Here is a 20,200-nt window from a genome sequence, read left to right on the forward strand (position 1 = left end):
CGGGTGATTGATGTTGAAAGAGAAGTGAACGAAAAGTGAGCGGCTCGCCGGCACGCTTTCAGACCTTGCCCATGCCCGCGGCCATCAGGTCGTCGCGCAGGATGCGCCCCGACAGCACGAACACGACCAGCACCGGCAGCAGAAGGATCAGCGCCACCACCGCGGCCAGCGGGAACTGCAGCGAATACGGGTCGAGGTGGTGGTACAGCAGCACGGGCAGCGTCTGTACCGCCGGCGCGCCGACGAGGAAAGTCTTGTCGAACTCCTCGAAGCTGCCGACGAAGGACAGCAGCGCGCCGGCCAGCAGCCCCGGCGTGCACAGCGGCAGCGCCACATGCCACACGGCGCGCAGCGGGCTCGCGCCGAGCGAGCGCGCGGCGTGGATCAACTCGTCGGGCAGGGTCTCGAAGCTGGCCACGAGCAGCCGGATCATCAGCGGCAGCGTGCCCACCATCTGCACCAGCACCACGCCGGGCACGGTGTAGGTTAGGCCCCATCCGAGAAACACCTGCCCCACGCCCACTGCAACGACGATGCCCGGCACGATCACCGGCGCCAGCACGAACACCTCGACCGCGCGCTTGCAGCGCAGCGGAAACTTGGCCATCGCCCAGGCCGTGGGCAGTGCCACGATCGCTGTGAGCGCAGTCACGAGCACGGCGACGGCGGTGCTGGTGATCGCCGCGCCCAACACGTCGCCATCGTCGAACACAGACCGCCAGAGGGCGCCGGTGTAGCTGCTGGGCAGCAGGTCCGGTGCGGGCCAGCGCCCGGCCACGCTCCACAGCACCAGCAGCAGCAAGGGCAGTCCCAGCGCCAGTGCGAGTGCCGCGAACAGGCCCGCCGACACCCAGATCCGGTCTTCGGGCTCGAAGCGCCGACGCGCCGGGGAGATCAACGCCGCCTCACTCATGGTCGTCCTTTCGGGCGCTGCCGCCCAGCAGCCGGGCAGCCCGCGCACTCAACGCGTAGTAGCCCAGCAGCACCGCGACCGCGAAGGCGCTGAGCAACATGCCGATGGCGTAGACCAGCGGCAGATGGCCGCTGCCGAACTCCGCGTACATGTGCACGGCCAGCGGGCGCGGAGAAGGCGGCCCCACCAGATCGGGAATGGCGAATGAGCCCATGGTGCCGATGAAAGTCAGCAGCACCGCGGCCGAGATGCCGGGCAGCGCCATCGGCAGCTCCACCCACAGCAGCGTGCGCCAGCGGCCTGCGCCCAACGTGCGCGCGGCGTGGCTCACCTCCTGCGGGATGGCGGCGAAGGCGCCGGTGATCACCAGGGTCATGAAAGGCAACTGCTTCCACACCGAGGTCAGGATGACGCCCACGCCCCAGGGGTCGCGCACCAGGCGAGGCAGCGCGAGGCCGAACGGCGCGGCCAGCCGGTCGAGGAAGCCGCCGCGTTCGGCCAGGGTCATGACGATCAGCGCGGCAATGATGCCCGGCACCGCCATCGGTATTTTGTAGAGCCCGTTGAACCATGCGCGCCCGCGAAAGTGGCGGCGCAGCAGCAGCGCCAGGCCGATCGAGAGGACGAGCGTCACCAGCAGCGGAGCGACGCCGTAGTAGATCGACACGAGGAGCCCGCTGCGCAGGGCCGGCCGAGTGAAGACCTGCGCATAGTGCTCGAGCGTGAAGCCGGCCAGTCCCTGATCGAGCCCCAGGCTGCCCGCCAGGCTCCACAGCAGCGGGCCGGCGAACAGCGCGCCAAGAAAGACCAGCCCGGGCAGCAGGCAGGCCCAGGCCAGCAGCCGGGCGCGGGTGTCCGCGGTGAACGCGCTCTTCATCACGGGCGGGCCCCGTGGCCCGGGTCTTCGCCCGCGCACTTCAATGCGTGCAGGCGCTCTGCGGCAGTGACGCTCACGCGCTGCCCCACGGGCAGCAATGCCGCGCCATCGCCGGCCGTGACGGTGACGCGCAGGCTCAGATCCGCGATACGCACCGTGTAGTTCAGCTGCGCTCCGGTGAAACTCGCGGCCGTGACCTCGCCGGCGCCTTCGGCATCGGGCACGACCCACAGGTCCTCGGGCCGCAGCGACACCAGCGCGGAGTCTGCGCCGTCGGCCAGGTCGTCGATGGCGGCGGACGCGCCCCAGGGCAGCATCACCCTGCAGTCCTTGCCGCGGCCCGTGACCGGCAGGCGCAGCAGGTGCGTGTGTCCAAGGAAGTGCGCCGTGAATGCGTCCACTGGCCGGCGGTACAGCGCGAGCGGGGTGCCGCTTTCGACGATGCGCCCGGCGTTCATCACCATGATGCGGTCCGACATCGCCATCGCCTCGGTCTGGTCGTGCGTGACGTACAGGCTGGTCGTGCCGACGCGCCGGTGCAGCGCGACCAACTCGTCGCGCAGGCTTTCGCGCAGCTTGGCGTCGAGGTTGGACAGCGGCTCGTCGAACAGCAGCAGTGCCGGCTGCATCACGATCGCGCGCGCCAGCGCCACGCGCTGCTGCTGCCCGCCCGAGAGCTGGCGCGGCATGCGATCCAGCAGGCCGTCGAGCCTGCAGATGGCCACGGCATGCTCGATGCGGCGGGCCTGCTCGGCCGGCGCGACCTTCTTCATGCGCAGGCCAAAGCCCAGGTTCTTGCGCACGCTCATGTGCGGGAACAGCGCATAGGTCTGGAACACCATGGCCACGTCGCGCTGCTCGGGTGGCAAGGTGTCGATGCGCCGCCCGCCGAGCCGGATCTCGCCGCCGCTGCCGCTCGCGATGCCCGCGACGATGCGCAGCAAGGTTGTCTTGCCGCAGCCCGAAGGTCCCAGCAGCGTGACGAACTCGCCATGCGGCACTTCGAGGTCGGTGGGCGCCAGCGCCACGGTCGAACCGTAGGATTTGTGAACGCCGCTCAGTGTCAGGGAGGCCATCGTTTGCCGCTTCAGGAAATGGAGGATGGAACAGGGGATGGCGTGCTCAGCGCTTCGCGAGCACCTTGTCCTCGAACGCGCGGATCAGCCCGCGCGTCACCAGCCAGTTGGCCGGCACGGAGCGCGTGCGCATCTGCGCGGCGGGCACCAGGTAGGGTGCCGTTGCGGCGCTCGCGACGGCCGCGGGGTCGACGTCGTTGCGCGGCGAACGCGAGGCGTGGTGCTCCAGCTTCCAGACCTGGAACTCGCGGTCGAACGCCATGTCGATGAACAGCAGCGCCGCGGCCGGATTCTTGGCATTGGCCGGCACGATCAGGCCGTCGCCGCTGGCGGCCATGCCGCTCTCGAGCAGCATGAGCCTGAAGCTGGACGGCAGTTGCCTGTCGCGCACGAACGCCAGGGACAGGTCTTCCCACGTCGTGCCGATCCATGCCTGCCGGTTGTTGAGCAGGTTCAGCGTGTCGGCGTTGCCGTTGGTCAGCTCTGCCACCTTGAGCAGTTGCGTGAGGTAAGCCCACAGCGGGTCCAGGCAGCGCGTGGTCGCGGCCCATTGCACGGCCTCGTCCTCGGTCATGCGCGCGCTCGCGAGCGTCTTGCGGCATGCCGGATCGCTGGCGAAGTGCAGCGCGGCCGCATACAGGAACCCGCTGCCGGAGCCGCCCTTGGCGGGCGAAGTGAGGGCGAATTTCCCGGGGGTTTTCTGCGCCCACGCCAGCAGCGACTCGAAGTTCGCGGGCACCTCGGCGGTGGGCAGCAGCGCGCTGTCGTAGCCCAGCGCGGTCTGGTTGAGATGCACCAGCGGCCATGCGCCGCCGGTGTCCACGCCGAAGATCGCACGCTTGTATTCGGCAGGAACCGCCGAGAGATTGGGCATGACATTGGCCAAGTCCAGCTGTGCGATCACGCCGGCGGAACGCAGCACCTCGAAGCTGTCGGTGCTCCCGGCGAAGTACACGTCCACCGGCGAAGGCGCACCGGCCTTGTGGACGGCCATCAGCTGCTGGTTGGCCTGCGCCTGGCGCACGTTGCGGTACTCGACCTTGATGCCGTAGCGCGCCTCGAAGCGCGGGATCAGGCCGAGCTTCCACACCGGATCGAAATTGCCCGCGAAGTTGTAGAGCATGAGCTTGCCTTCGCGCCGGGCCACGGGTTCGAGCACCTTGTAGAAGTTGTCGCGCGTCAGCGCGGCCGCATCGAAGTCGGCGTACTTCAGCGAAGCCTGTGCATGGGCGCCGAGCAGTGCGCCGACCAGCGCGACCGCCTGCAGGACAAGCAATGCGGTGGTGCGGAGCATCGAAGACATGGATATGGACATGGATACGGACCCGGGTTGCCGGCTATTCGGCACGGAAATTGACGTCGAAGACAACGAGCGCTTCCTCTGCACCTTCGGACTTGCAGGTGAAGCGGCGCACCGCGGCCTGAACCGCGCGCTGGTATTCGCGCGGGCCCGACAGCAGGTTCACGTCGAGCACGGCGTCGCCGCGCACGCGGAACTGCACCTTGACCGTGGCGGCCAGACCAACCCGCTCGAAGACGCCGGCCAGCCCGCTCTGCAGCGCGGCCTGGTAACCCGGGCACACCACGCCCACACTCGACGATGCCGCCCGGGCCGGCGTGGGGGATGGCACTGGTGCGGCCGGCGGCGATGGTGCCGGTGCAGGGGCTGGTTCGGGACTCTGCATCGCAACGACGGGAGGCGCCGGTGCCGGCACGGGAACAGGCGCGGGCGTTCGCACGACCTCGGGCCGCGGCGCGCGGGCCGGCTGCGGCGTTGGCGTCTTGCGGGCCTCGACGATCTTCTCGACCTTCGGCGGCTTCACCTCCTGGACGATGACGGCTTCCAGCGGCTTCCGGGCGACGGCCTCCACCGCCTTGCGCGCCAGCCCGGTGACCAGCGCATAGCCGATCAGCAGGTGTAGCCCCACCATCACCGCCAGGCCCGCGGGGCCGAAGCGGTTCGCTGGCTTGAAGTCCTTCACGCGGCCGAGGCTCGCAGCAGGCATGGTCGCGCTCATGGAGCCAGCGCCTGTGAGCTGACGATGCCGATCCGGGTCAGGCCGGTGCGCTGCGCCGCGGCCAGCACGGCAGCGACCACCTCGTATTTCGCCTTGCGGTCCGGCCGCAGGTACACCGGCGGCTGATCGGGCCGCGCGACGAGCTGTTCCATGCGGCGCACGAGCTCGGCCCGGTCGGCCAGCGGCTCGCCGTTCCACGCCACCACGCCGGCGGCGCTGACGTCGACGTGCAGCACTTCGGGCCTGGGTTCACTGGGCGGCGCACTGACCGTGGGCATGTTCAGATTGACCGCGTGCAACTGGACCGGGATGGTGATGATCAGCATGATCAACAGCACCAGCATCACGTCGATCAAGGGCGTGGTGTTGATGTCCGCGACCGGCGCGTCTGCCGCAGCGCAGTGGCGTGGGGTTTTCCTGTTCTTGCGCATGGTTCAGTCGTTGGCCGGAGGTTCGGTGATGAAGCCCACCTTGGCAATGCCGGCGCTCTGGCAGGCGTCGATGACCCGGCCCACGGGCTCGTAGTCGCTCGCGCCGTCGCCGCGGATCTGCACTTCGGGCTGCGGGTTCATCGCGGCCACTGCGCGCAGCCGCCCGGCCAGCGCCGCGTCGTCGGGCAGGCGGCTGTCGAGCCAGTAGATGTCACCGCGGGCGTCCACCGAAATCACGACGTCCTCCGCCTTGCTCACGCGCACTTCGTTGCGCTCCTTGGGCAGATCCACCGGCACCGCATGGTTCGCAACCGGGATCGTAATCAGGAAGATGATCAGCAGCACCAACATCACGTCCACCAGCGGTGTGGTGTTGATCGCCGAGACGACCTGGTCTTCGTCGCCATCGGCAGCGGGGATGTTCATGGCCATCGCGTTGCTCCGGTCTCAAAGACGCGTCATGCGGCCTGCCTTGGGGGCGATACGAGCTGCGTCGTGTACAGAAGCAGCGCCGCGTGCAGTTCGCCGCCGAAGTCGCGCACCTCGTCCATCACGCCGACATTGCGGCGCAGCAGCCAGTTGTAGCCCAGGACCGCGGGCACCGCGACGGCCAGGCCGATGGCGGTCATGATCAGCGCCTCGCCCACCGGACCGGCGACCTTGTCGATGCTGGCCTGCCCCGCCACACCGATGGCGGTGAGCGCATGGTAGATGCCCCAGACCGTGCCGAACAGCCCGATGAAGGGCGAGGTGGACCCCACCGTCGCGAGGAACGACATGCCGTTGCCCAGGCGCCGCTGCACGCGCTCGGTGGCGCGGTGGATGGACAGCTCCACCCAGTCGCAGAAGTCGACCTTGGCCTGCAGCCCCGCATGCTTGCGGGTGGCGTTCAGGCCTGCATCTGCAATGAAGCGAAAGGGGCTGCCGTCGGCCAGCTTTTCGACGCCCTCTTCGGTGCTGTGGGCACTCCAGAATTCACGCCCTGCGTTGGCCGCCTGGCGCTTCATCTTGCCCTGCTCGAGCAGCTTGGTCACGATGAGGTACCAGGTGCCCATGCTCATGATCGCCAGGATCACGAGCACCGTCCGGGCCACCAGGTCGCCCTGGCTCCACAGCGCGTCGAAGCCGTAGGGGTTGCCGACGGTGGCCGGGGTTGCAGCGAAGGCTTGCGAGCCAAGGCACATGCCGCATGCAGCAAGGGTGGCGAAGCGGTGCAGCGCGTGCCGCGCACGCTCGGGAAGTCGGCGTTGTTTCTTCATGGGTTGGAGCGAATGGGTTGAGTGGTCAAAGTGCGGGCCATGCGTTGCGCCGTCAGAGCGCATAGGTCATGCCGAACCAGTACGACTTGCCGTTGTCGATCTCCTGGTTGAGCAGGGATTGCCCCGGACCCGTCACGCGGCGCAGCTTCGCGCCGGTGAGGTTCTTCGCCTGCAGGGCGAAGGACAACGCCTTGCTGTACTGGTAGCGCACCTGCATGTCGACCGTCTTGATCGCGGCGTAGTAGATGTCCAGTGCCGAGTTGGTGGTCGACAGGGAGGTCAGGGTCTTGCCGGTGTAGTTGTAGGCGACCTGCCCGCTCCATGCGCCGCGACCCCACAACAGGGCCAGGTTGGCCATGCGCGTGGGCGAATCCTGCATCTGGGGCATGGCGCGGCTGGTGCCGTTGCTCATGCGCACGCTCGCGGGCTTCTGGTTCATGAACGTGAAGTTCGCGGCCCCCCCGAAAGCGTTGAAAGGCGCCGGCAGGAAGTCGAAGTGCACATCGGTCGCGCCGAGCTCCAGGCCGTTGACCTTGGCCGTCCCGACGTTGGAGGCCTGCGTCAGATTCTGCGTGTAGCTGGCGCCACCGATCATCAGGTTGTTGGTCGAGGTCAGGCGTGCGATTTCGTTGGAGATGTTCTTGTCGAACAGTGCCACCGACACCATCGAATCGAGCGAAGGATGCCACTCGAGCGAAGCGTCGAGGTTGCGGGACTTGCGCGGCTGCAGGTCCGGGTTGGCCTGGGTCGTGGTGATGATGTTGCCGGCGACGGAGCTGGAGTTCTGCCCCAGGTCCGAGTAGATCGGACGCGCCAGCGAACGGCCCAGGCCGGTGCGCAGGCGCAGGTCGGGCTGGATGTCCCAGCTCAGGTTCACCGAAGGCAGCATGTCGGTGCGGCTGGACGATTGCGATGTCTGCCCGTAGGTGGTGGACTGGTTCAGCGGCGTGGGCATCCAGGTTTCGATGCGCGTGGCGGCATGCTCGACGCGGGCGCCGGCGGTCGCGGTGAAGTTCTCCAGCTGATAGGCCGCCATGCCGTAGGCGGCGCTGATGCGCTCGGAAACATCGAAGTCCTGCGACGTGCTGCGCGCCACCTGATCAGGGGACAGCGTGTAGCGGCCCGGATGGGCAATGAAGTAGGCCTGGGCAAGCGTCGGATCCACCAGCAGCAGCGAGCGCCCGTTGCTGTCGTAGGGAACCACCATCGCACTGCTGGCGCCGACCTGCGCCAGCGTGATCGGCCGGCCGGTGGCGGGGTTGAAACGCTGCTCGTCGAAGTTGTAGTTCTTCGTCAGGTCCCGCAGCTGGAAGCCGGTCTTGAAGCCCCACCCCTGCGCGCCGTCCTCCAGGTTGTGGCTGAGGTTGACCTTGAGCGTGTGCTGGTGCGTGGTCGACTGCTCGACCTGCGAGGTGTTTTCCGTCAGGTTGTAGCGGCTCGTGTCATAGAGGGCGCTGCCGTTCCTGGGCGTGAAGACCGGCACGGCTCCGGGCACCAGCGTGTAGTCGTAGCCCAACGCCGTGCTGTTGCCGGTCGCGAAGGTGTGCAGCTTGGAGTCCTGCCGATAGCTGCCGCTGGCTTGGTTGTACGTCACGTCGATCAGGCCGCGGTCCCAGGGCTGGTATTCGACCCCGGCCTCGACATAGCGCAGCTGGCGGTTCTGGTCGAACTTGGCGTAGTCGGTCTGCGACTGGCCACTCGCGGCGCTGCCGGTCAGGCCGTTGACCGTCACGGGCGAAGAGGCGGTGGTGGTGTTCTGCAGCCACTGCGCGCGACGGTCTTCGTCGTTCAGGTGCTGGAACCAGCCGCCTGTCAGGTGCGCGCGGAAGTTGCTGTGGTTGTCGTATTCGAGCTTGCCGAACAGGCTCTTGCGCTCGCGGATGTTGTCGTAGGTCAGCCAGCGCAGGCGGTCGGGGAAGGCAATGGCATTGCTGACGTCCGCGGTGGCGGGGTTGAGCTTGGCCGCGTTGGTCTGCGCGCCGCCCTTGGGGTAGAAGCTGTAGCTGTCGATCGCGGTGTTCAATGACGACGAGACCCGCCGGAAATAGCTGCCCGACAGCAGCGCACCGAATTCGTTGTGCTCGCCGAAGGTGGTACTCATCGTGCCTTCGAGTTGTCCGGAAGGCGATGATCCGTCGAGGCGCCGGTGATTGGTCCAGTCCGACAGATCGGTACGCAGCGAAAAGTGCTGCCCGGGATTGTCGAATGCGCTGCGCGTGCGCAGGTTCGTCAGGCCGCCGATGGCGTTGCCTTCCATCTCCGGCGTGAAGGTCTTGTAGACCGACACCTGGCTGGCCAGCGACGCAGGAATGACGTCCAGCGAAACGACGCGGCGCGTGGTTTCCGTCGCGGGCAGTGCGATGCCGTCGATCGTGACGCTGTTGTAGTCGGGGTTGAAGCCGCGCAGCGTCATGAATTGCGCCTCGCCGCGGCCGTTGTTGACGATCATCGACACGCCGGGCACGCGCTGCAGCGCCTCGCCCAGGCCAAAATCGGGAATCGAGCCGACCTCGTCGGAAGACACGCCGTCCGACACGACGCGCTCGGCGCGCTTCTCCGCGATCGCCTTCTTCGCCGACAGGGCGCGCCCCGTGATGACCACGGGCGCCAGTTCCGTGGCAGGGGCGGAGGGCTCCGCGGACGACACCGGCGAGGGAGCAGGCTGTGCCTGCGCCCAGGCCTGGGTTACGGAAAGCGGCAGGACGCCCAGGACGAAAGGGGCGCTCAGCAGTGCGGCCCGGCTGAACAATGCTTGCATGAAGGCTCCAGATGAATAAGGGGTTCGTGAGAAGGGCGCGCATCGCCCTGACAACGGTCACGACTCTATTTATTCACTGTGACTGAATTATTAAAAAGAGCACTGATGCTGTAAGAAAAAGAGAATGCGCAGTCTTTTTCTTATTTATGTCACCTTCATGTATATAAACTCGCCGCATGGAAGATGACTTGCACCGCCCCGACACGGGCACGCCGCCACCGGCGTTCTGGCGTACGCCGGCCGACCCCGTGGTGGCCAGCCCCAACGAGCGGGAGCTGCTCGATCTGGTCCGTCGCCAGGGGCGGATGTCCCGCGCAGACCTCGTGCGTGCCACCGGCCTGACGGCGCAGTCGGTGATGCGGCTGGTCGACGAGTTGCGCGACCGCGGCTTGCTTCACCTTGGTGAGACCTTGCCGCGTGAAGGCCGGGGCAAGCCCAGCCAGGCGGTCGAACTGGTGCCCGGCCACGCCTGCACGATCGGCTTTTCGATCACCACGGACAGCGTCAGCTCGGCCATCGTCGACTTCGCGGGCAATGTGCTCGGGCAAAAACACGAGCAGACCCCGAACCTCGATCGCAGCAAGCTGGTCGCGGTGCTGCGCCAGCACACGCAGACGCTGCTGCACACGCACAAGGTCTTGCCGGAGCGGCTGTTCGGCCTGGGCGTGGGCATCACCGGCTTCTTCGTGGGCGAAGGCCGCCGGGTGAACTCCCCCTCGCCGCTGGACGATCTCGCGCTGGTCGATCTGGACGAGCTGCTCACCCGGGAGCTGGGCCATCCCGTGTGGCTGGACAACGACGGCACCGTGGCCGCCGTCGGAGAGAGCATGCTGGGCGTGGGGCGCTGGGCGCGCAACTTCGTCTATCTGTACTTCAGCCTGGGCCTGGGGGGCGGCCTGATCGTCAATGGCCGATGCGTCCGGGGCGCCCATGGCAACGCAGGCGAAGTCGCCGGCATGCTGTCGATACCGGGCATCGAGGCACCCACGCTGGAACTGCTGCGCGAAATGCTGGCCTCGGACGGCCTGGCCTTCGCGGACATCGGCGCGATGCTGGCGCAGTTCAACCCCCACTGGCCGGCCTGCGACCGATGGCTGGAGCGTGCGCGTCCCGCGATGTCGCTGATCGTCTCGGCCATCGTCGCGTTGCTCGACCCCGACGCCATCGTCTACGGCGGGCGCCTGCCGCGGGCGCTGGCCGAACGCCTGATCGCCGGCTCGACCATCGACAACAAGCCCCGGCGCGGGCGCAAGCGGCCCGAACCACGCCTCGTGCCGGCCGAGGCCCCCAGCGATGCCACGGCCATCGGCGCGGCCGCACTGCCGTTCAAGGAGCACTTCTTCCTGTGATTGCGTGATCGGCGTGCGTGAACCTCCTTCGCCCTTAATAATTCAGTCACAGTGATTAAATAGACTGGCGGCGGTTCGGTGTCTTGGCGGCTTGCCCCACCGCTCTCGCACTCATTCGAAGGATCACTGTCATGTCTCCATTGCCGGTCCACCCTGCGGGCAAGGTTCGCGCCGCGCTGTTTCTCGCTTCGGCGCTGCTGTTCGGCGCAAGCTCGCACGGCGCTGCGCTTCTGGCCTGCGGCAGCGATGCGGTTCGCAAGTACGAAGTCGACGGCGATCGTTCGACCGTGACATGGTCATGGTCCGCACGAACCGACGGCAACATGCCCGAGGCCTACAAATCGGGGCTGTTCGACAAGATCGATGAATGCAAGCCTGTTCTCGACGCCAGTGCGGTCCTGGTCACGGCATCGACGGGCGGTGTTGCACTGGTCGACCTGCAGACCGGCCATGCCACGTTCTGGGCACAGGTGGCCATGGCGCATTCCGCCGAGATGCTGCCGGGCCATCGCATCGCCGTGGCTGCATCCCTCGCACCGCAGGGCAACCGCATCGAGATCTATGACGCGAACCTGCCGGGCCGCATGCTCCATGCCACCGAGCTGTACTCGGGCCATGGCGTCGTGTGGGACGAGCGCCGATCCCTGCTCTATGCCCTGGGCCACGAGGCCGTCAGGGCGTACAAGCTGGCGGACTGGGACCCCCCGACGCCGCGGCTGGCATTGGTGGCGTCCTGGCCGCTGCCGGGCAAGGCGGATGGACACGACCTCGCCCGTCTCCCGGGCGACCGCGAACTGGTCCTGAGCACCGACGACGGCGTCTGGCAGTTCGACCCCGATACCGGCGTCTACGCGGCCTATGCGCCGCTGGCCGGCCGGCGCAACATCAAGGCCGTCAGCGTCGAAGCGCGCACCGGCCGCATCGCCTTTCAGCAGCCCGAGGAGCGCTGGTGGTCCCACCACATCCGGCTGCTCGCGCCCGAAGGCGCCATCGCCGTGCCGGACATCCGGCTCTACAAGGTGCGCTGGCTCCCTGACCACCAGGCGCCATGACGGCACCGGCCTCGCAGAAAGTTCTTTGCCCAGTCCGATTTAATAATTCAGTCACAGTGAATTATTAGGATGCGCCAGGGCCCTACTCCAACACCTTCAATCCCTCCCTCCACCATGCAACACCACAGCCTTCGAAAACTGAACCCGGCGAAGACCTTCGCTCTCGCGCTGCTGGCGGCCGCCTGCGCGGCGCCTCAATTCGCCTTCGCGTCCTGCGGCAACACGACGACCAAGATGCGGGAAATTCTCGGCACCAGCTATACCGCCGACACGCTCGTGCTGGCACACCGTGGGCTCTGGGGAAAGTACGCAGGCATCCCTTCCCTGCCCGAAAACTCCAGAGGGTCCCTGTCTCAGGCCGACCTCAAATGCATGGATGGCGTCGAGTTGGACGTCAAGGTGACAAAGGACGGCGTACCCATCCTGATGCACGACTTCAATCTCGGCAGGACAACCAACGTGTATGCCGTCATGGGGGGATCCAAGTACAACCCCATGACCAATCAGGGGCAGAACCCCGCGGTGAGCACCGTAGCCTGGAGCACGATCGAGCGGCTCGGTTTGCTCACACCCGATCGAAGCGTCGCCACCGGCTACCACCCGCCGCGCCTCGACCAACTCTTCGATTACTGGAAGAGCCAGGGCATGACCGTCCCGATGGTCTTCGACACAAAGACGGCCGATGCCGTCAGAGCGGTCCACACGATCGCACTGCAAAAGTTCGGCCGCCCGGACGACGTGGTTGCCGTCAAGGTGAACGCGACGTTGTTCCCTACACCGTCGGCGTTCATTGGCAATGCCAAGTACATCACGGCGATCCCCGTGTTCACCACGAACATGCTGTCCAAGATCGACGTGCCGAGCAGCAGAGCTGCCTGGCAGGGGTACGTCAACACCCTGGAAATCAACGTGAAGCAGGATGGCGGCCTGCTCCAGGGGCAGATGGATACGGCCAAGAGGGCCGGCAAACGCGTGGGCGTATTCCATGCGATCCCGGACGGTCCCGTGTCCGGACAGTTCTACCAAAACACGGGGCAATGCTGCTACCGGCTCTCTGACCTCTTCTTCTCATACTCGGGCGGGAAGGACACAGCCGATCACCGCGGAGACCAGGGCTACCTCCTCTATCAGGGCTTTGGGCTCATCACCACCGACGACCCCGTGGGCGTGAACCGCTTTCTCGGGGATCACGGCAAACGTGTCTCGCACGTCCATTGAATGGCCCTGAGGCCACGCTCCCGGAGACTGCCCCATGGCAAGTGTTGAACGCGCGCGGTGTCTGTTTGCCGCACTGGTACTGGCCGCGGCAAGCTTGGGCCTTCATTCGAGGGCCTGTGCCGCGGAGCCCGCGACGGCGCGCGCAGACAGCGCAGCCATTCGCGAATCCGAAATCAAGCGCCAGTTCGAGGCACAACCGTGGGTGTACGACGAGTACCGCTTGAGCCACATCTTCATCGCGGCGCAAACCGCCGACGCGAAGGCAAGACCCAAAACGCAGCGGTCTGAATCCCAGGCACTGACGCGGGCCCGGATGCTCAAGCGCAAGCTCGACGCGGGAGCGGACTTCGCGAGCCTGGCGCGCGTCGCGTCCGACGACGCCGCGACCGTGCCGTTGGGCGGCGAGCTGTCGTCGATCTTTGGCCTCTATCTGGCCGACGAATTCGTCGTCGCGGTCCGCACGCTGACTGTCGGCGAAGTGTCGAAGCCAGTCCGGGGGGCGAGCGGATACCACCTCATCAAGCTGGAAGAAAAGCACGCCGCCACGCTCGAAACGGCCAGAGGGCTGATCGAGCTTCAATTGCGAGGCGAGGCTCTGCCTCGTTCTCCGGCGGATTGAGTCGAACGTCATGCGCCATCGTGCAAAGCTGAAAGCAACGGTCGTGGCTGTGATCGCTGTGTCGGCGGCTGTCGCAGTGTTCATCGCTTGCCAGGACACGCCGGAACAGCCGAGCGTCGGTGAGCGAAGCGCGCCCGTCGATTCGGCGGCGAGGCGCTATGCGGACGAAGTGAATCGACGCTCGTTGGTGGCAGCAATGACCATGCCGATTCAACCGCCATCGAGTCCGGCGACTGTCGATGTCCAACGAAGCTATGAGGCCGCCGTGCTGTACGCCAATTGCGAGCAGCAGGCGAAAGAAGCCGCGCCAGACACAAGCTCGCCCGACGAGGCCTACGACATCGACCCGAGCGGCGCGCTTGCGGCGCATTTGATGCAAGAGGCCAATGCAAGGAACGCCGAATGCCGGAAGGTCGGCCCCAGCGAATATCGCCAGGTCGATCAACTGTTGCGAACTGCTGCGTCGAATGGAAACCTGGACGCACAGGGGCTCCTGCTGCGCAGACGTGGCGAGGCCCTGCTGAATGGCGCACTCCGGGATCGCGGGCTAGGTGAAGAGCCGGAATTCATCCCCGTCGACGAGAGCGAAGCCAAGACCATCATCTCGGAACTGGAGACGCTGGCGCTCCAGGGGCACCAGGAATCAATGACGGCGCTTGACCAGTTGCTGTCCTCGCCGCTGCCGCCCTTTTCCGACCCGGTGCAGGCGGCGGCATGGCGACTGGTGTCATACCAGCTGCCCAGTGTGCCGTTCCCATCCGATGAGCACTTAGCTGGCAGTGTCGAAGTCCTCGACGACATGGACGAAACCACCAGGCAACGCGTGCTGGCGGTATCGAAGTCACTCTTCGAGCACTGTTGCACTCGATGACACGCTGCCGCCAACCCTGCAAGCCTGGGTATGAAGAGCGACAGCGGTCGGCACCGAGGCGGTTCCTGAGCGGTTTTTCTCCCCGGTTGCTGGTACCTTCGATCTCCATGCCGAGTTCAAGGTATGGCTCTCGGGGACGGCCGCTCCTATCCGGAAGCAATCCGACAGGAAGTTCAGCATCTGCGAGATGCAGAGCGTGCTGACGAGCTACGTGCTCAGATGAGTTGAACGTCGGGTGCTGGCGGAGTGTCCGGTCGGCGCGCCTGCGCTATCTCATGGTTCCCAAATCCCGGACGTCAGCTCGCAGAGATGCCCGATCACCGCGAGCCAGTGGCAGGTTGATGGTATCTCCCTTGCGCCAGCCGAGGCCTGAGCCGCAAGCACATCTTCGTCCACGGGATGAAGGTCGAACAAGCGCTGCAAAGCAGCCATCTCCTTCACCGCCTGCGACCGCCACAACGTCTTGCCCCGGTATGCCAACACCCACGGCAAATCATCCGACACATAGCCCGCCAAAAACTCCGCATGTTCCTCGAGGTCAAGCCACAGCCAGACCCCGATGGCTCTCGCATCGGCAGCCACCTGCTCGTACCGCGGTTTGAAGTCGCGACACTTCTGACACCAGCTCTCGGCGCTGAGAACGACGACGAGCAGCGCCGTTGGGCCGCGCAGCGCGTTCGCAATGGCCGCGGCGTCCCGCCACGGGTCTAGCAGCTTCGTACTCATGGCGAAGTCCACTCACCGTCAGGCACGCGACGAAAACCGATGCGCATTGGCGACGAATGGCGCCTGTCCGCATCAACGCCAATTACGCAACCCCTTGCAGTTCGGCTTCGATCAGTTGACCGGCAAAGTCTGCATCGAGCACGCGCCCCAACAGCAACCTCCGCCCCGTGGGCCACGCCGTGGCACTCGCCCTTACGGCCTCCACGTCGGGCCATGGCAGGCCGTCGTCATCGTCGAGCCCCGCGTCGGCGATGCCTTTGCTCGCGGTGGCCTCGGCGTCGCGGGCAGGCAGCGGCACTCCGGTCAGCGCTTGCCACACCCAGCCGGCATGGCGCGTGCTCTCGGACTCGGCCAGCGGCGAGGTGCAGCGCTTGCAAGAGGCATTGAAGATCGCGCTGCTCACCGTCGAGAAGCTCAAGGTCGAAGTGGCGTACTTGCGTCGCATGAAGTACGGTCGCTCCAGCGAGCAACTCGAGCACGCCCAGCTTGAACTTGTGGGCGGCCAGATCGCGCAGCCAGCATTGAACCCGACGCAGGCCGAGGGCGCCGGCGCCGAAGACGGCGAGCACCATTCCAACATCACGTCCATCGAGCAGGGTCGCAAGAAGCGTCGGGCACGAGAGCGCACCGGAACGCGTGATCTGCCAGCGCATCTACCGCGGTGCACCGTGGTGCACACGCCGCACAGCGGTTGCGACTGCGAGGCCTGCGGCTGCGGCCTTCGCGAGATCGGCCAGGACGTCTCGGAGGTACTCGACTACGAGCCGGGCAGCTTCCATGTCGTGCGACACGTTCGCCCCAAGCTCGCCCGCACGCGCTGCTGCACGATCACCCAGGCGCCAGCGCCGAGCCGCCCCATCGATCGCTGCATGGCCGGCACCGGCTTGCTCGCGCACGTGCTGGTGAGCAAGTATTGCGATCACACACCCTTGTATCGGCTGTGCCAGATCTACGCCCGTGAGGGCGTGGAGCTGCAGCGCTCGACCCTGGCCGACTGGGTGGCCCAAGCGGCACGCCTGCTGAGCCCGCTGGCCGAAGCCATTGGCCACCACGTGTTGGCGGCCGACAAGATCCACGGCGACGACACGCCGATCCGCGTGCTCGGCGGCGCGGGTGCCAAGGCTCGCACCTGACGCCTGTGGGTGTACGTAAGGGACGACCGACCCGGCGGTGACACAGCGCCCCCGGCGGTGTGGTTCCAATACTCGGCGAACCGCAAGGGCGAAACATCCGGTACGCCACCTGCGGCACTTCAGGGGAATCCTGCAAGCTGATGCCTTCGCTGGCTACCACCCGTTTACGAAGAAGGCCGGGTGATCGAGGCGGCTTGCTGGAGCCAACAATGCCTCCTGATGCTTGAGATGCACCGCGCCAGGAACTGATCCATAGTGCGGTGGGTCCTCACCACTTCATGCGCAGCCCGATGGAGCCCTGCACGGAAGTCTTCACATCCGTCGCGCCGCCCGAGGCCCACAGCTTGCCGACTTCGCCGTAGACGCTGGTCGTCTCATTCAGCGCCAGGGTGAGGCCGCCGGCCAGTTCGCTGACGGTAGAGCCGCTGCGGCCCGTGATGTCGGTCGTGGCGGCAGGTCCGATGAAGCGGGCGACGTCGGCGCCGCCACTCGCCTTGTAGATGTTGAAGCGGCCGTACGGCTGCAGCGTGCCGAGGCTCGTGGAGATCTCGCCCTTCACGCGCACGCCGACGCGCGCGATCCAGCCATCGTCGCTGTCCTGCCGCACGCTCGCACCGGAGATCGCGATGTCGTCCAGGCTGAGGTGCTGGTGAATCAGCTGCAATTGCGGCTCGATCTTCCAGCCGCTCTCGCCCATGGCGAAGGCCTGGCCCACTTCGATGGATGCCGTCAGGCTGTCGCCCTTGCCCGAGCTGCGCTGAGTGGACAGGGGTTCGACGGTGTAACGGTGCCGCCCGGCCTGCAGCACGGCGTCGGCGTAGAAGCCCGAATCGGCGGTCCAGGTGCCGTAGGCGCCCAGGTACTGGCTGCGCAGGTCGTTGGAGCCAACGGCCAGGTTGGCGATACCGCTGGCAAAGCCGCTGACCCTGACGCGGCCGTCGAGCTGGCCGACGTAGACGCCGGCACGCCAGTTCGATGTGGCAAACAGATCGGTGCCGGCCTGGAAGCCCTTGACGTTGCCCTTGCTGTGCGGGTCGACGGTGCCTTGCTGGCGGATGTCGATGTCGGTGGCGATCACGCGGCCCCAGGCGCGGCGTTCGGTGTCGGTCGATGCGGCGGCGCCTGCCTTGACATCGTCGTCGCCGATGCGTTGGTGCAGGTTGCCGATCATGGCCAGGTCCGCCTGGCGCACCTGGCTGGGCAGCGCGGAGAGCAACGGGACTTCGGCACGGTAGGCCGGCACTTGCACGGCGCTCGTGCCGGTACCGCCCGTTGCCGTGGTGGTCGATCGCAGGTACCAGTTCTCGCCGGCGCCGCTCGCATCGGCGGCATACAGGCGGTACTCGTAGGCGCCCGCATCCACGTGGCCGCCCGCGAGCGTGAACGCATCCTTGGTGGTCTGCGCGGTGGTGGTGGCGCCGTTGAGCGCCGAGACCACCTCGATGCCGTTGCCCGTGGTCAGCGCGCCCAGGCCACCGAGTTGGGTGATCTGCACGCTGGTCCTGCCGCTGGCCGAGGCGCTCGCACCGTTGAGCACCAGCCGGTCGCTCACGCTGGTGCTGTCGCCCAGGAAGGTGCCCAGCCGCAGCACGCCGTTGTTGCCGACATAGGCGCCGTTGACGGTGAGGGTGGTGCCTGGTGCGGTGCCTACCAATGTGACAGTGCCACTGTTGGCGAGCGAGGCAACCGTCTGGCTGAAGCCTGCAAGGTCGAGCGTGGCGCCGCTTTGCACGGTGTGCGCCGAGGCCGCGCTGAAGGTGCCGGTGGCGCCGGCCTTCAGGGTGCCTTCGGCCACATCGGTCGCGCCGGTATAGCTGTTGGAGCCCGAGAGCGTGAGGGTGCCGCTGCCGATCTTGGTGATGAAGCCGCCGCCGGTGATGTTGCCACTGAGCGTGGCGCTGAAGCTGCCGGTGTCGATCACCGGGTCGTTGTTGCCGGTCAGCACCACGGCGTTGGCGAGGTTCAGGCCGTCCGCGGCGAAACCGAGCGTGGTGCCGTCGTCCATCGCCAGCGTGCCGGTGCCCAGCGCCAGGTTGTTGCCGACGTTCAGCCGGCCTTGCTTGAGCGCGGTGCCGCCGTCATAGCTGTTGGCCGCGGTGAGCGTCGTGGTGCCTGCGCCTTCTTTGACGAGCGAGCCGGTGCCGCTGATCGTGCCCGACAGCGTGAGCGCGTCCGAGCGGTTGATGAGCAGCGTCGCGTTGTCGACGATGTTGCCTTTCACCGAGCCGCTGGTGCCGCCGTTGCCCAGTTGCAGTACACCGGCGCTGATCGTGGTGGTGCCGGTGAAGGCCTGATCCTGTGTCAGTGTGAGCATGCCCGCGCCGGTCTTTTCGATGCCACCCGTGCCGCTCACCAAGCCGGCGTAGGTTGCGTTGTCAGGCTGGGCGAAACGCACGAGCCCGTTGTCGGTGATCGCCGCCGGCGCGAATTGCGCGCTGCTCTGCAACACACCGCCCGAGCCGACGGTCATGCTGCCCGTGTAGGCGCTGTTGTTGGCACCAAGGATCAGCGTGCCGCCATTGACCGTCGTGCTCGTGATGCCTGCGGGTGCCAGCGCCACATTGAAGTTCCAGGTGCCGCTGTTGTTGACCAGCGTTTCGAAACCGGTGAGAGACAGCGGCGCGAAGGTGTCGGTCGCGTTGTTGTCGCTGTTGAGCGTGAGCAGGTCGGCACCCGCACCGCCGCTGATGTTGCCAGTGATCGAGGCGCCCGTGTACCAGCGCAGCGCATCGCCGCCGCCTGCGAAGGCGAGCGAGCCGGTGAGACTGCCCTTGTTGGTGAAGTCGACGGCCATCGTGCCGCTGGCGCCGATGACGGTCGTCGTGGTCGAGCTCGTACCGGCGCCCGCGATGATCGCGCCGGTGTTCAGGACGGTGTTGGCACCGCTGTTCGCCTGGAACCAGATCGCCGTGTGCGCAGAACTGATGGTGCCGTTGTTGGTGATGGTGTTTCCGCTGCCCACGGGATTGATGGCCTCGGAATTGGTGCCCGCGCCGCTGGCGCTGACAGTCCCTCCCGCCTCGATGGTGATCGTGCTGTTGCTGTTGACCTCGATCGTGTTCGCACCGATGCCTGCATAGGGCGACGCGCCGCCGCTGGCGGCGTTGTTCTGGACCGTGGCCCCGCTCTGGACGACGATGCTGGCCGTGTCGCCGACGCTGATGCCCGAACTGTTACCTGTGCTGATTGTCGTGCCCGACGTGACCAGTACAGCCGTGCCTGCCGGAGTTGCCAGTCCGGTGCCCACTGTTGCGGTCTGGTCGGTGCCCGTGCAGTTGATCGCATTGGCATTCGTGTCGGTCGTGCATGCGGCAGAAGCGGGCAATGAAGCCGCCGCCACCACAGCGGCCACGAACAGCGTCACGCCCCGTGTGGCCCCGGTTGATCTTGCGTGTCCGCGCCCGAGTTCGGAAGCGACGGTCCAAAGAGCGAGTGCGTCGTTCCAGATGACGCGGAATATCTTATTCATTACTTGAGTCCTGGTAGTCAATAGCGAATGGCGCACTGGAATGAACTGTGTGCGCGGCACAGGTGTGGCCGGGCTGTGTGCCTTCCTGACCGGGGCGGACTCTAATGCAACCAATTGCAAGTTCGTACAACACAACTCGACAGATTTCCAGTGGATTTGGGATTTCGCCTATGAGTGCGAAATCGTTCACATTTGTTTGCTTTTATTGGCCCGCAAAAATGGAATTCATCCACTCATAATTCGAGGCAATCGAGGCTCCCCGCAACGCGCTTGCCTCCAAGCGGGGGATTATTGGATTTCGCCGATCTCTGATCCTAGGGAAGGTCTGATCAAGTCGTAAATTGGCTTGATGGCGAGCGCGTGTGCTTGTCGTTGCGCTCGCAAGCTCGTCTCACCGAGCATCCCCATGCGTTTGAGAGGCCCTTGCGGCC

18 protein-coding genes and 1 pseudogene are annotated in these 20,200 nt (G+C 66.3%); 7 read left to right on the forward strand and 12 right to left on the reverse strand.

The genetic code is table 11. The features are described from left to right. Positions 1-58: 58 nt before the first annotated feature. From ACSFBF_RS33560 to ACSFBF_RS33600, 9 genes are read right to left on the reverse strand one after another with little or no spacing between them, the layout of a single operon-like run. Entirely contained in the window at positions 59-913 is an 855-nt protein-coding gene (locus ACSFBF_RS33560) for an ABC transporter permease (RefSeq protein ID WP_435462758.1), read from the reverse strand. Next, entirely contained in the window at positions 906-1,790 is an 885-nt protein-coding gene (locus ACSFBF_RS33565) for an ABC transporter permease (RefSeq protein WP_435462757.1), read from the reverse strand. The genes ACSFBF_RS33560 and ACSFBF_RS33565 overlap by 8 nt, the downstream gene beginning before the upstream one ends. Continuing rightward, the gene (locus ACSFBF_RS33570; RefSeq protein ID WP_435462756.1) at positions 1,790-2,866 is read right to left on the reverse strand and encodes an ABC transporter ATP-binding protein; all 1,077 of its coding nucleotides are present in this window, start codon (positions 2,864-2,866) and stop codon (positions 1,790-1,792) included. The genes ACSFBF_RS33565 and ACSFBF_RS33570 overlap by 1 nt, the downstream gene beginning before the upstream one ends. 46 nt (positions 2,867-2,912) lie before the next feature. Continuing rightward, entirely contained in the window at positions 2,913-4,169 is a 1,257-nt protein-coding gene (locus tag ACSFBF_RS33575; RefSeq protein WP_435462755.1) for an extracellular solute-binding protein, read from the reverse strand. 34 nt (positions 4,170-4,203) lie between these two features. Then, a complete protein-coding gene (locus tag ACSFBF_RS33580; protein ID WP_435462754.1) occupies positions 4,204-4,884 on the reverse strand; it encodes an energy transducer TonB in 681 nt (226 codons plus the stop codon). After that, a complete protein-coding gene (locus tag ACSFBF_RS33585) occupies positions 4,881-5,315 on the reverse strand; it encodes an ExbD/TolR family protein (RefSeq protein ID WP_435462753.1) in 435 nt (144 codons plus the stop codon). The genes ACSFBF_RS33580 and ACSFBF_RS33585 overlap by 4 nt, the downstream gene beginning before the upstream one ends. 3 nt (positions 5,316-5,318) lie before the next feature. Next, positions 5,319-5,747: an ExbD/TolR family protein gene (locus tag ACSFBF_RS33590; RefSeq protein ID WP_435462752.1), complete on the reverse strand. Its 429-nt coding sequence runs from the start codon at positions 5,745-5,747 to the stop codon at positions 5,319-5,321. A 26-nt stretch (positions 5,748-5,773) separates the two neighbouring features. Next, a complete protein-coding gene (locus ACSFBF_RS33595; protein ID WP_435462751.1) occupies positions 5,774-6,574 on the reverse strand; it encodes a MotA/TolQ/ExbB proton channel family protein in 801 nt (266 codons plus the stop codon). A 52-nt stretch (positions 6,575-6,626) separates the two neighbouring features. Next, positions 6,627-9,332, reverse strand: a complete 2,706-nt coding sequence (locus ACSFBF_RS33600; protein WP_435462750.1) for a TonB-dependent receptor — start codon at positions 9,330-9,332, stop codon at positions 6,627-6,629. 176 nt (positions 9,333-9,508) lie between these two features. On the opposite strand from ACSFBF_RS33600, the gene ACSFBF_RS33605 reads away from it, so the two are divergent. The 6 genes and pseudogenes from ACSFBF_RS33605 to ACSFBF_RS33630 form a co-directional block, all read left to right on the forward strand. Beyond that, positions 9,509-10,681 carry an ROK family transcriptional regulator gene (locus ACSFBF_RS33605; RefSeq protein ID WP_435462749.1) on the forward strand — a complete coding sequence of 391 codons (1,173 nt, stop codon included), beginning with the start codon at positions 9,509-9,511 and terminating at the stop codon, positions 10,679-10,681. 131 nt (positions 10,682-10,812) lie between these two features. Beyond that, positions 10,813-11,733: a DUF6528 family protein gene (locus ACSFBF_RS33610; RefSeq protein WP_435462748.1), complete on the forward strand. Its 921-nt coding sequence runs from the start codon at positions 10,813-10,815 to the stop codon at positions 11,731-11,733. Between the two features lie 114 nt (positions 11,734-11,847). After that, positions 11,848-12,951, forward strand: coding sequence for a glycerophosphodiester phosphodiesterase family protein (locus tag ACSFBF_RS33615; protein WP_435462747.1), 1,104 nt, complete (start codon positions 11,848-11,850; stop codon positions 12,949-12,951). 34 nt (positions 12,952-12,985) lie between these two features. Beyond that, the gene (locus ACSFBF_RS33620) at positions 12,986-13,570 is read left to right on the forward strand and encodes a peptidylprolyl isomerase (protein WP_435462746.1); all 585 of its coding nucleotides are present in this window, start codon (positions 12,986-12,988) and stop codon (positions 13,568-13,570) included. Positions 13,571-13,580: 10 nt separating this feature from the next. Further along, positions 13,581-14,441: a hypothetical protein gene (locus tag ACSFBF_RS33625; protein ID WP_435462745.1), complete on the forward strand. Its 861-nt coding sequence runs from the start codon at positions 13,581-13,583 to the stop codon at positions 14,439-14,441. A gap of 85 nt (positions 14,442-14,526) precedes the next feature. After that, positions 14,527-14,664, forward strand: a pseudogene (locus ACSFBF_RS33630) (PH domain-containing protein); the annotation flags it as partial. A gap of 50 nt (positions 14,665-14,714) precedes the next feature. Here ACSFBF_RS33630 and ACSFBF_RS33635 read toward each other — a convergent pair. Both ACSFBF_RS33635 and ACSFBF_RS33640 read right to left on the reverse strand, forming a co-directional pair. Then, entirely contained in the window at positions 14,715-15,167 is a 453-nt protein-coding gene (locus ACSFBF_RS33635; protein ID WP_435462744.1) for a thioredoxin domain-containing protein, read from the reverse strand. A gap of 82 nt (positions 15,168-15,249) precedes the next feature. After that, positions 15,250-15,570 carry a hypothetical protein gene (locus ACSFBF_RS33640; RefSeq protein WP_435462743.1) on the reverse strand — a complete coding sequence of 107 codons (321 nt, stop codon included), beginning with the start codon at positions 15,568-15,570 and terminating at the stop codon, positions 15,250-15,252. On the opposite strand from ACSFBF_RS33640, the gene tnpC reads away from it, so the two are divergent. After that, positions 15,551-16,300 (forward strand): IS66 family transposase, encoded by a 750-nt coding sequence (gene tnpC, locus ACSFBF_RS33645; RefSeq protein WP_435474573.1) that lies wholly within the window; start codon positions 15,551-15,553, stop codon positions 16,298-16,300. The genes ACSFBF_RS33640 and tnpC overlap by 20 nt on opposite strands. Before the next feature lie 268 nt (positions 16,301-16,568). Here tnpC and ACSFBF_RS33650 read toward each other — a convergent pair whose 3' ends face one another. Continuing rightward, entirely contained in the window at positions 16,569-19,769 is a 3,201-nt protein-coding gene (locus ACSFBF_RS33650; protein ID WP_435462741.1) for an autotransporter outer membrane beta-barrel domain-containing protein, read from the reverse strand. Positions 19,770-20,200: the final 431 nt, after the last annotated feature.

Source organism: Variovorax nivicola (assembly GCF_051216475.1).
Taxonomy (GTDB): Bacteria; Pseudomonadota; Gammaproteobacteria; order Burkholderiales; family Burkholderiaceae_C; genus Variovorax.

Bases quoted from the DNA above. Each gene is read 5' to 3' on its own strand.
- ACSFBF_RS33560 (WP_435462758.1), bottom strand. From the start codon at position 913: ATGAGTGAGGCGGCGTTGATCTCCCCGGCGCGTCGGCGCTTCGAGCCC.
- ACSFBF_RS33565 (WP_435462757.1), bottom strand. From the start codon at position 1,790: ATGAAGAGCGCGTTCACCGCGGACACCCGCGCCCGGCTGCTGGCCTGG.
- ACSFBF_RS33570 (WP_435462756.1), bottom strand. From the start codon at position 2,866: ATGGCCTCCCTGACACTGAGCGGCGTTCACAAATCCTACGGTTCGACC.
- ACSFBF_RS33575 (WP_435462755.1), bottom strand. From the start codon at position 4,169: ATGTCTTCGATGCTCCGCACCACCGCATTGCTTGTCCTGCAGGCGGTC.
- ACSFBF_RS33580 (WP_435462754.1), bottom strand. From the start codon at position 4,884: ATGAGCGCGACCATGCCTGCTGCGAGCCTCGGCCGCGTGAAGGACTTC.
- ACSFBF_RS33585 (WP_435462753.1), bottom strand. From the start codon at position 5,315: ATGCGCAAGAACAGGAAAACCCCACGCCACTGCGCTGCGGCAGACGCG.
- ACSFBF_RS33590 (WP_435462752.1), bottom strand. From the start codon at position 5,747: ATGGCCATGAACATCCCCGCTGCCGATGGCGACGAAGACCAGGTCGTC.
- ACSFBF_RS33595 (WP_435462751.1), bottom strand. From the start codon at position 6,574: ATGAAGAAACAACGCCGACTTCCCGAGCGTGCGCGGCACGCGCTGCAC.
- ACSFBF_RS33600 (WP_435462750.1), bottom strand. From the start codon at position 9,332: ATGCAAGCATTGTTCAGCCGGGCCGCACTGCTGAGCGCCCCTTTCGTC.
- ACSFBF_RS33605 (WP_435462749.1), top strand. From the start codon at position 9,509: ATGGAAGATGACTTGCACCGCCCCGACACGGGCACGCCGCCACCGGCG.
- ACSFBF_RS33610 (WP_435462748.1), top strand. From the start codon at position 10,813: ATGTCTCCATTGCCGGTCCACCCTGCGGGCAAGGTTCGCGCCGCGCTG.
- ACSFBF_RS33615 (WP_435462747.1), top strand. From the start codon at position 11,848: ATGCAACACCACAGCCTTCGAAAACTGAACCCGGCGAAGACCTTCGCT.
- ACSFBF_RS33620 (WP_435462746.1), top strand. From the start codon at position 12,986: ATGGCAAGTGTTGAACGCGCGCGGTGTCTGTTTGCCGCACTGGTACTG.
- ACSFBF_RS33625 (WP_435462745.1), top strand. From the start codon at position 13,581: ATGCGCCATCGTGCAAAGCTGAAAGCAACGGTCGTGGCTGTGATCGCT.
- ACSFBF_RS33635 (WP_435462744.1), bottom strand. From the start codon at position 15,167: ATGAGTACGAAGCTGCTAGACCCGTGGCGGGACGCCGCGGCCATTGCG.
- ACSFBF_RS33650 (WP_435462741.1), bottom strand. From the start codon at position 19,769: ATGAATAAGATATTCCGCGTCATCTGGAACGACGCACTCGCTCTTTGG.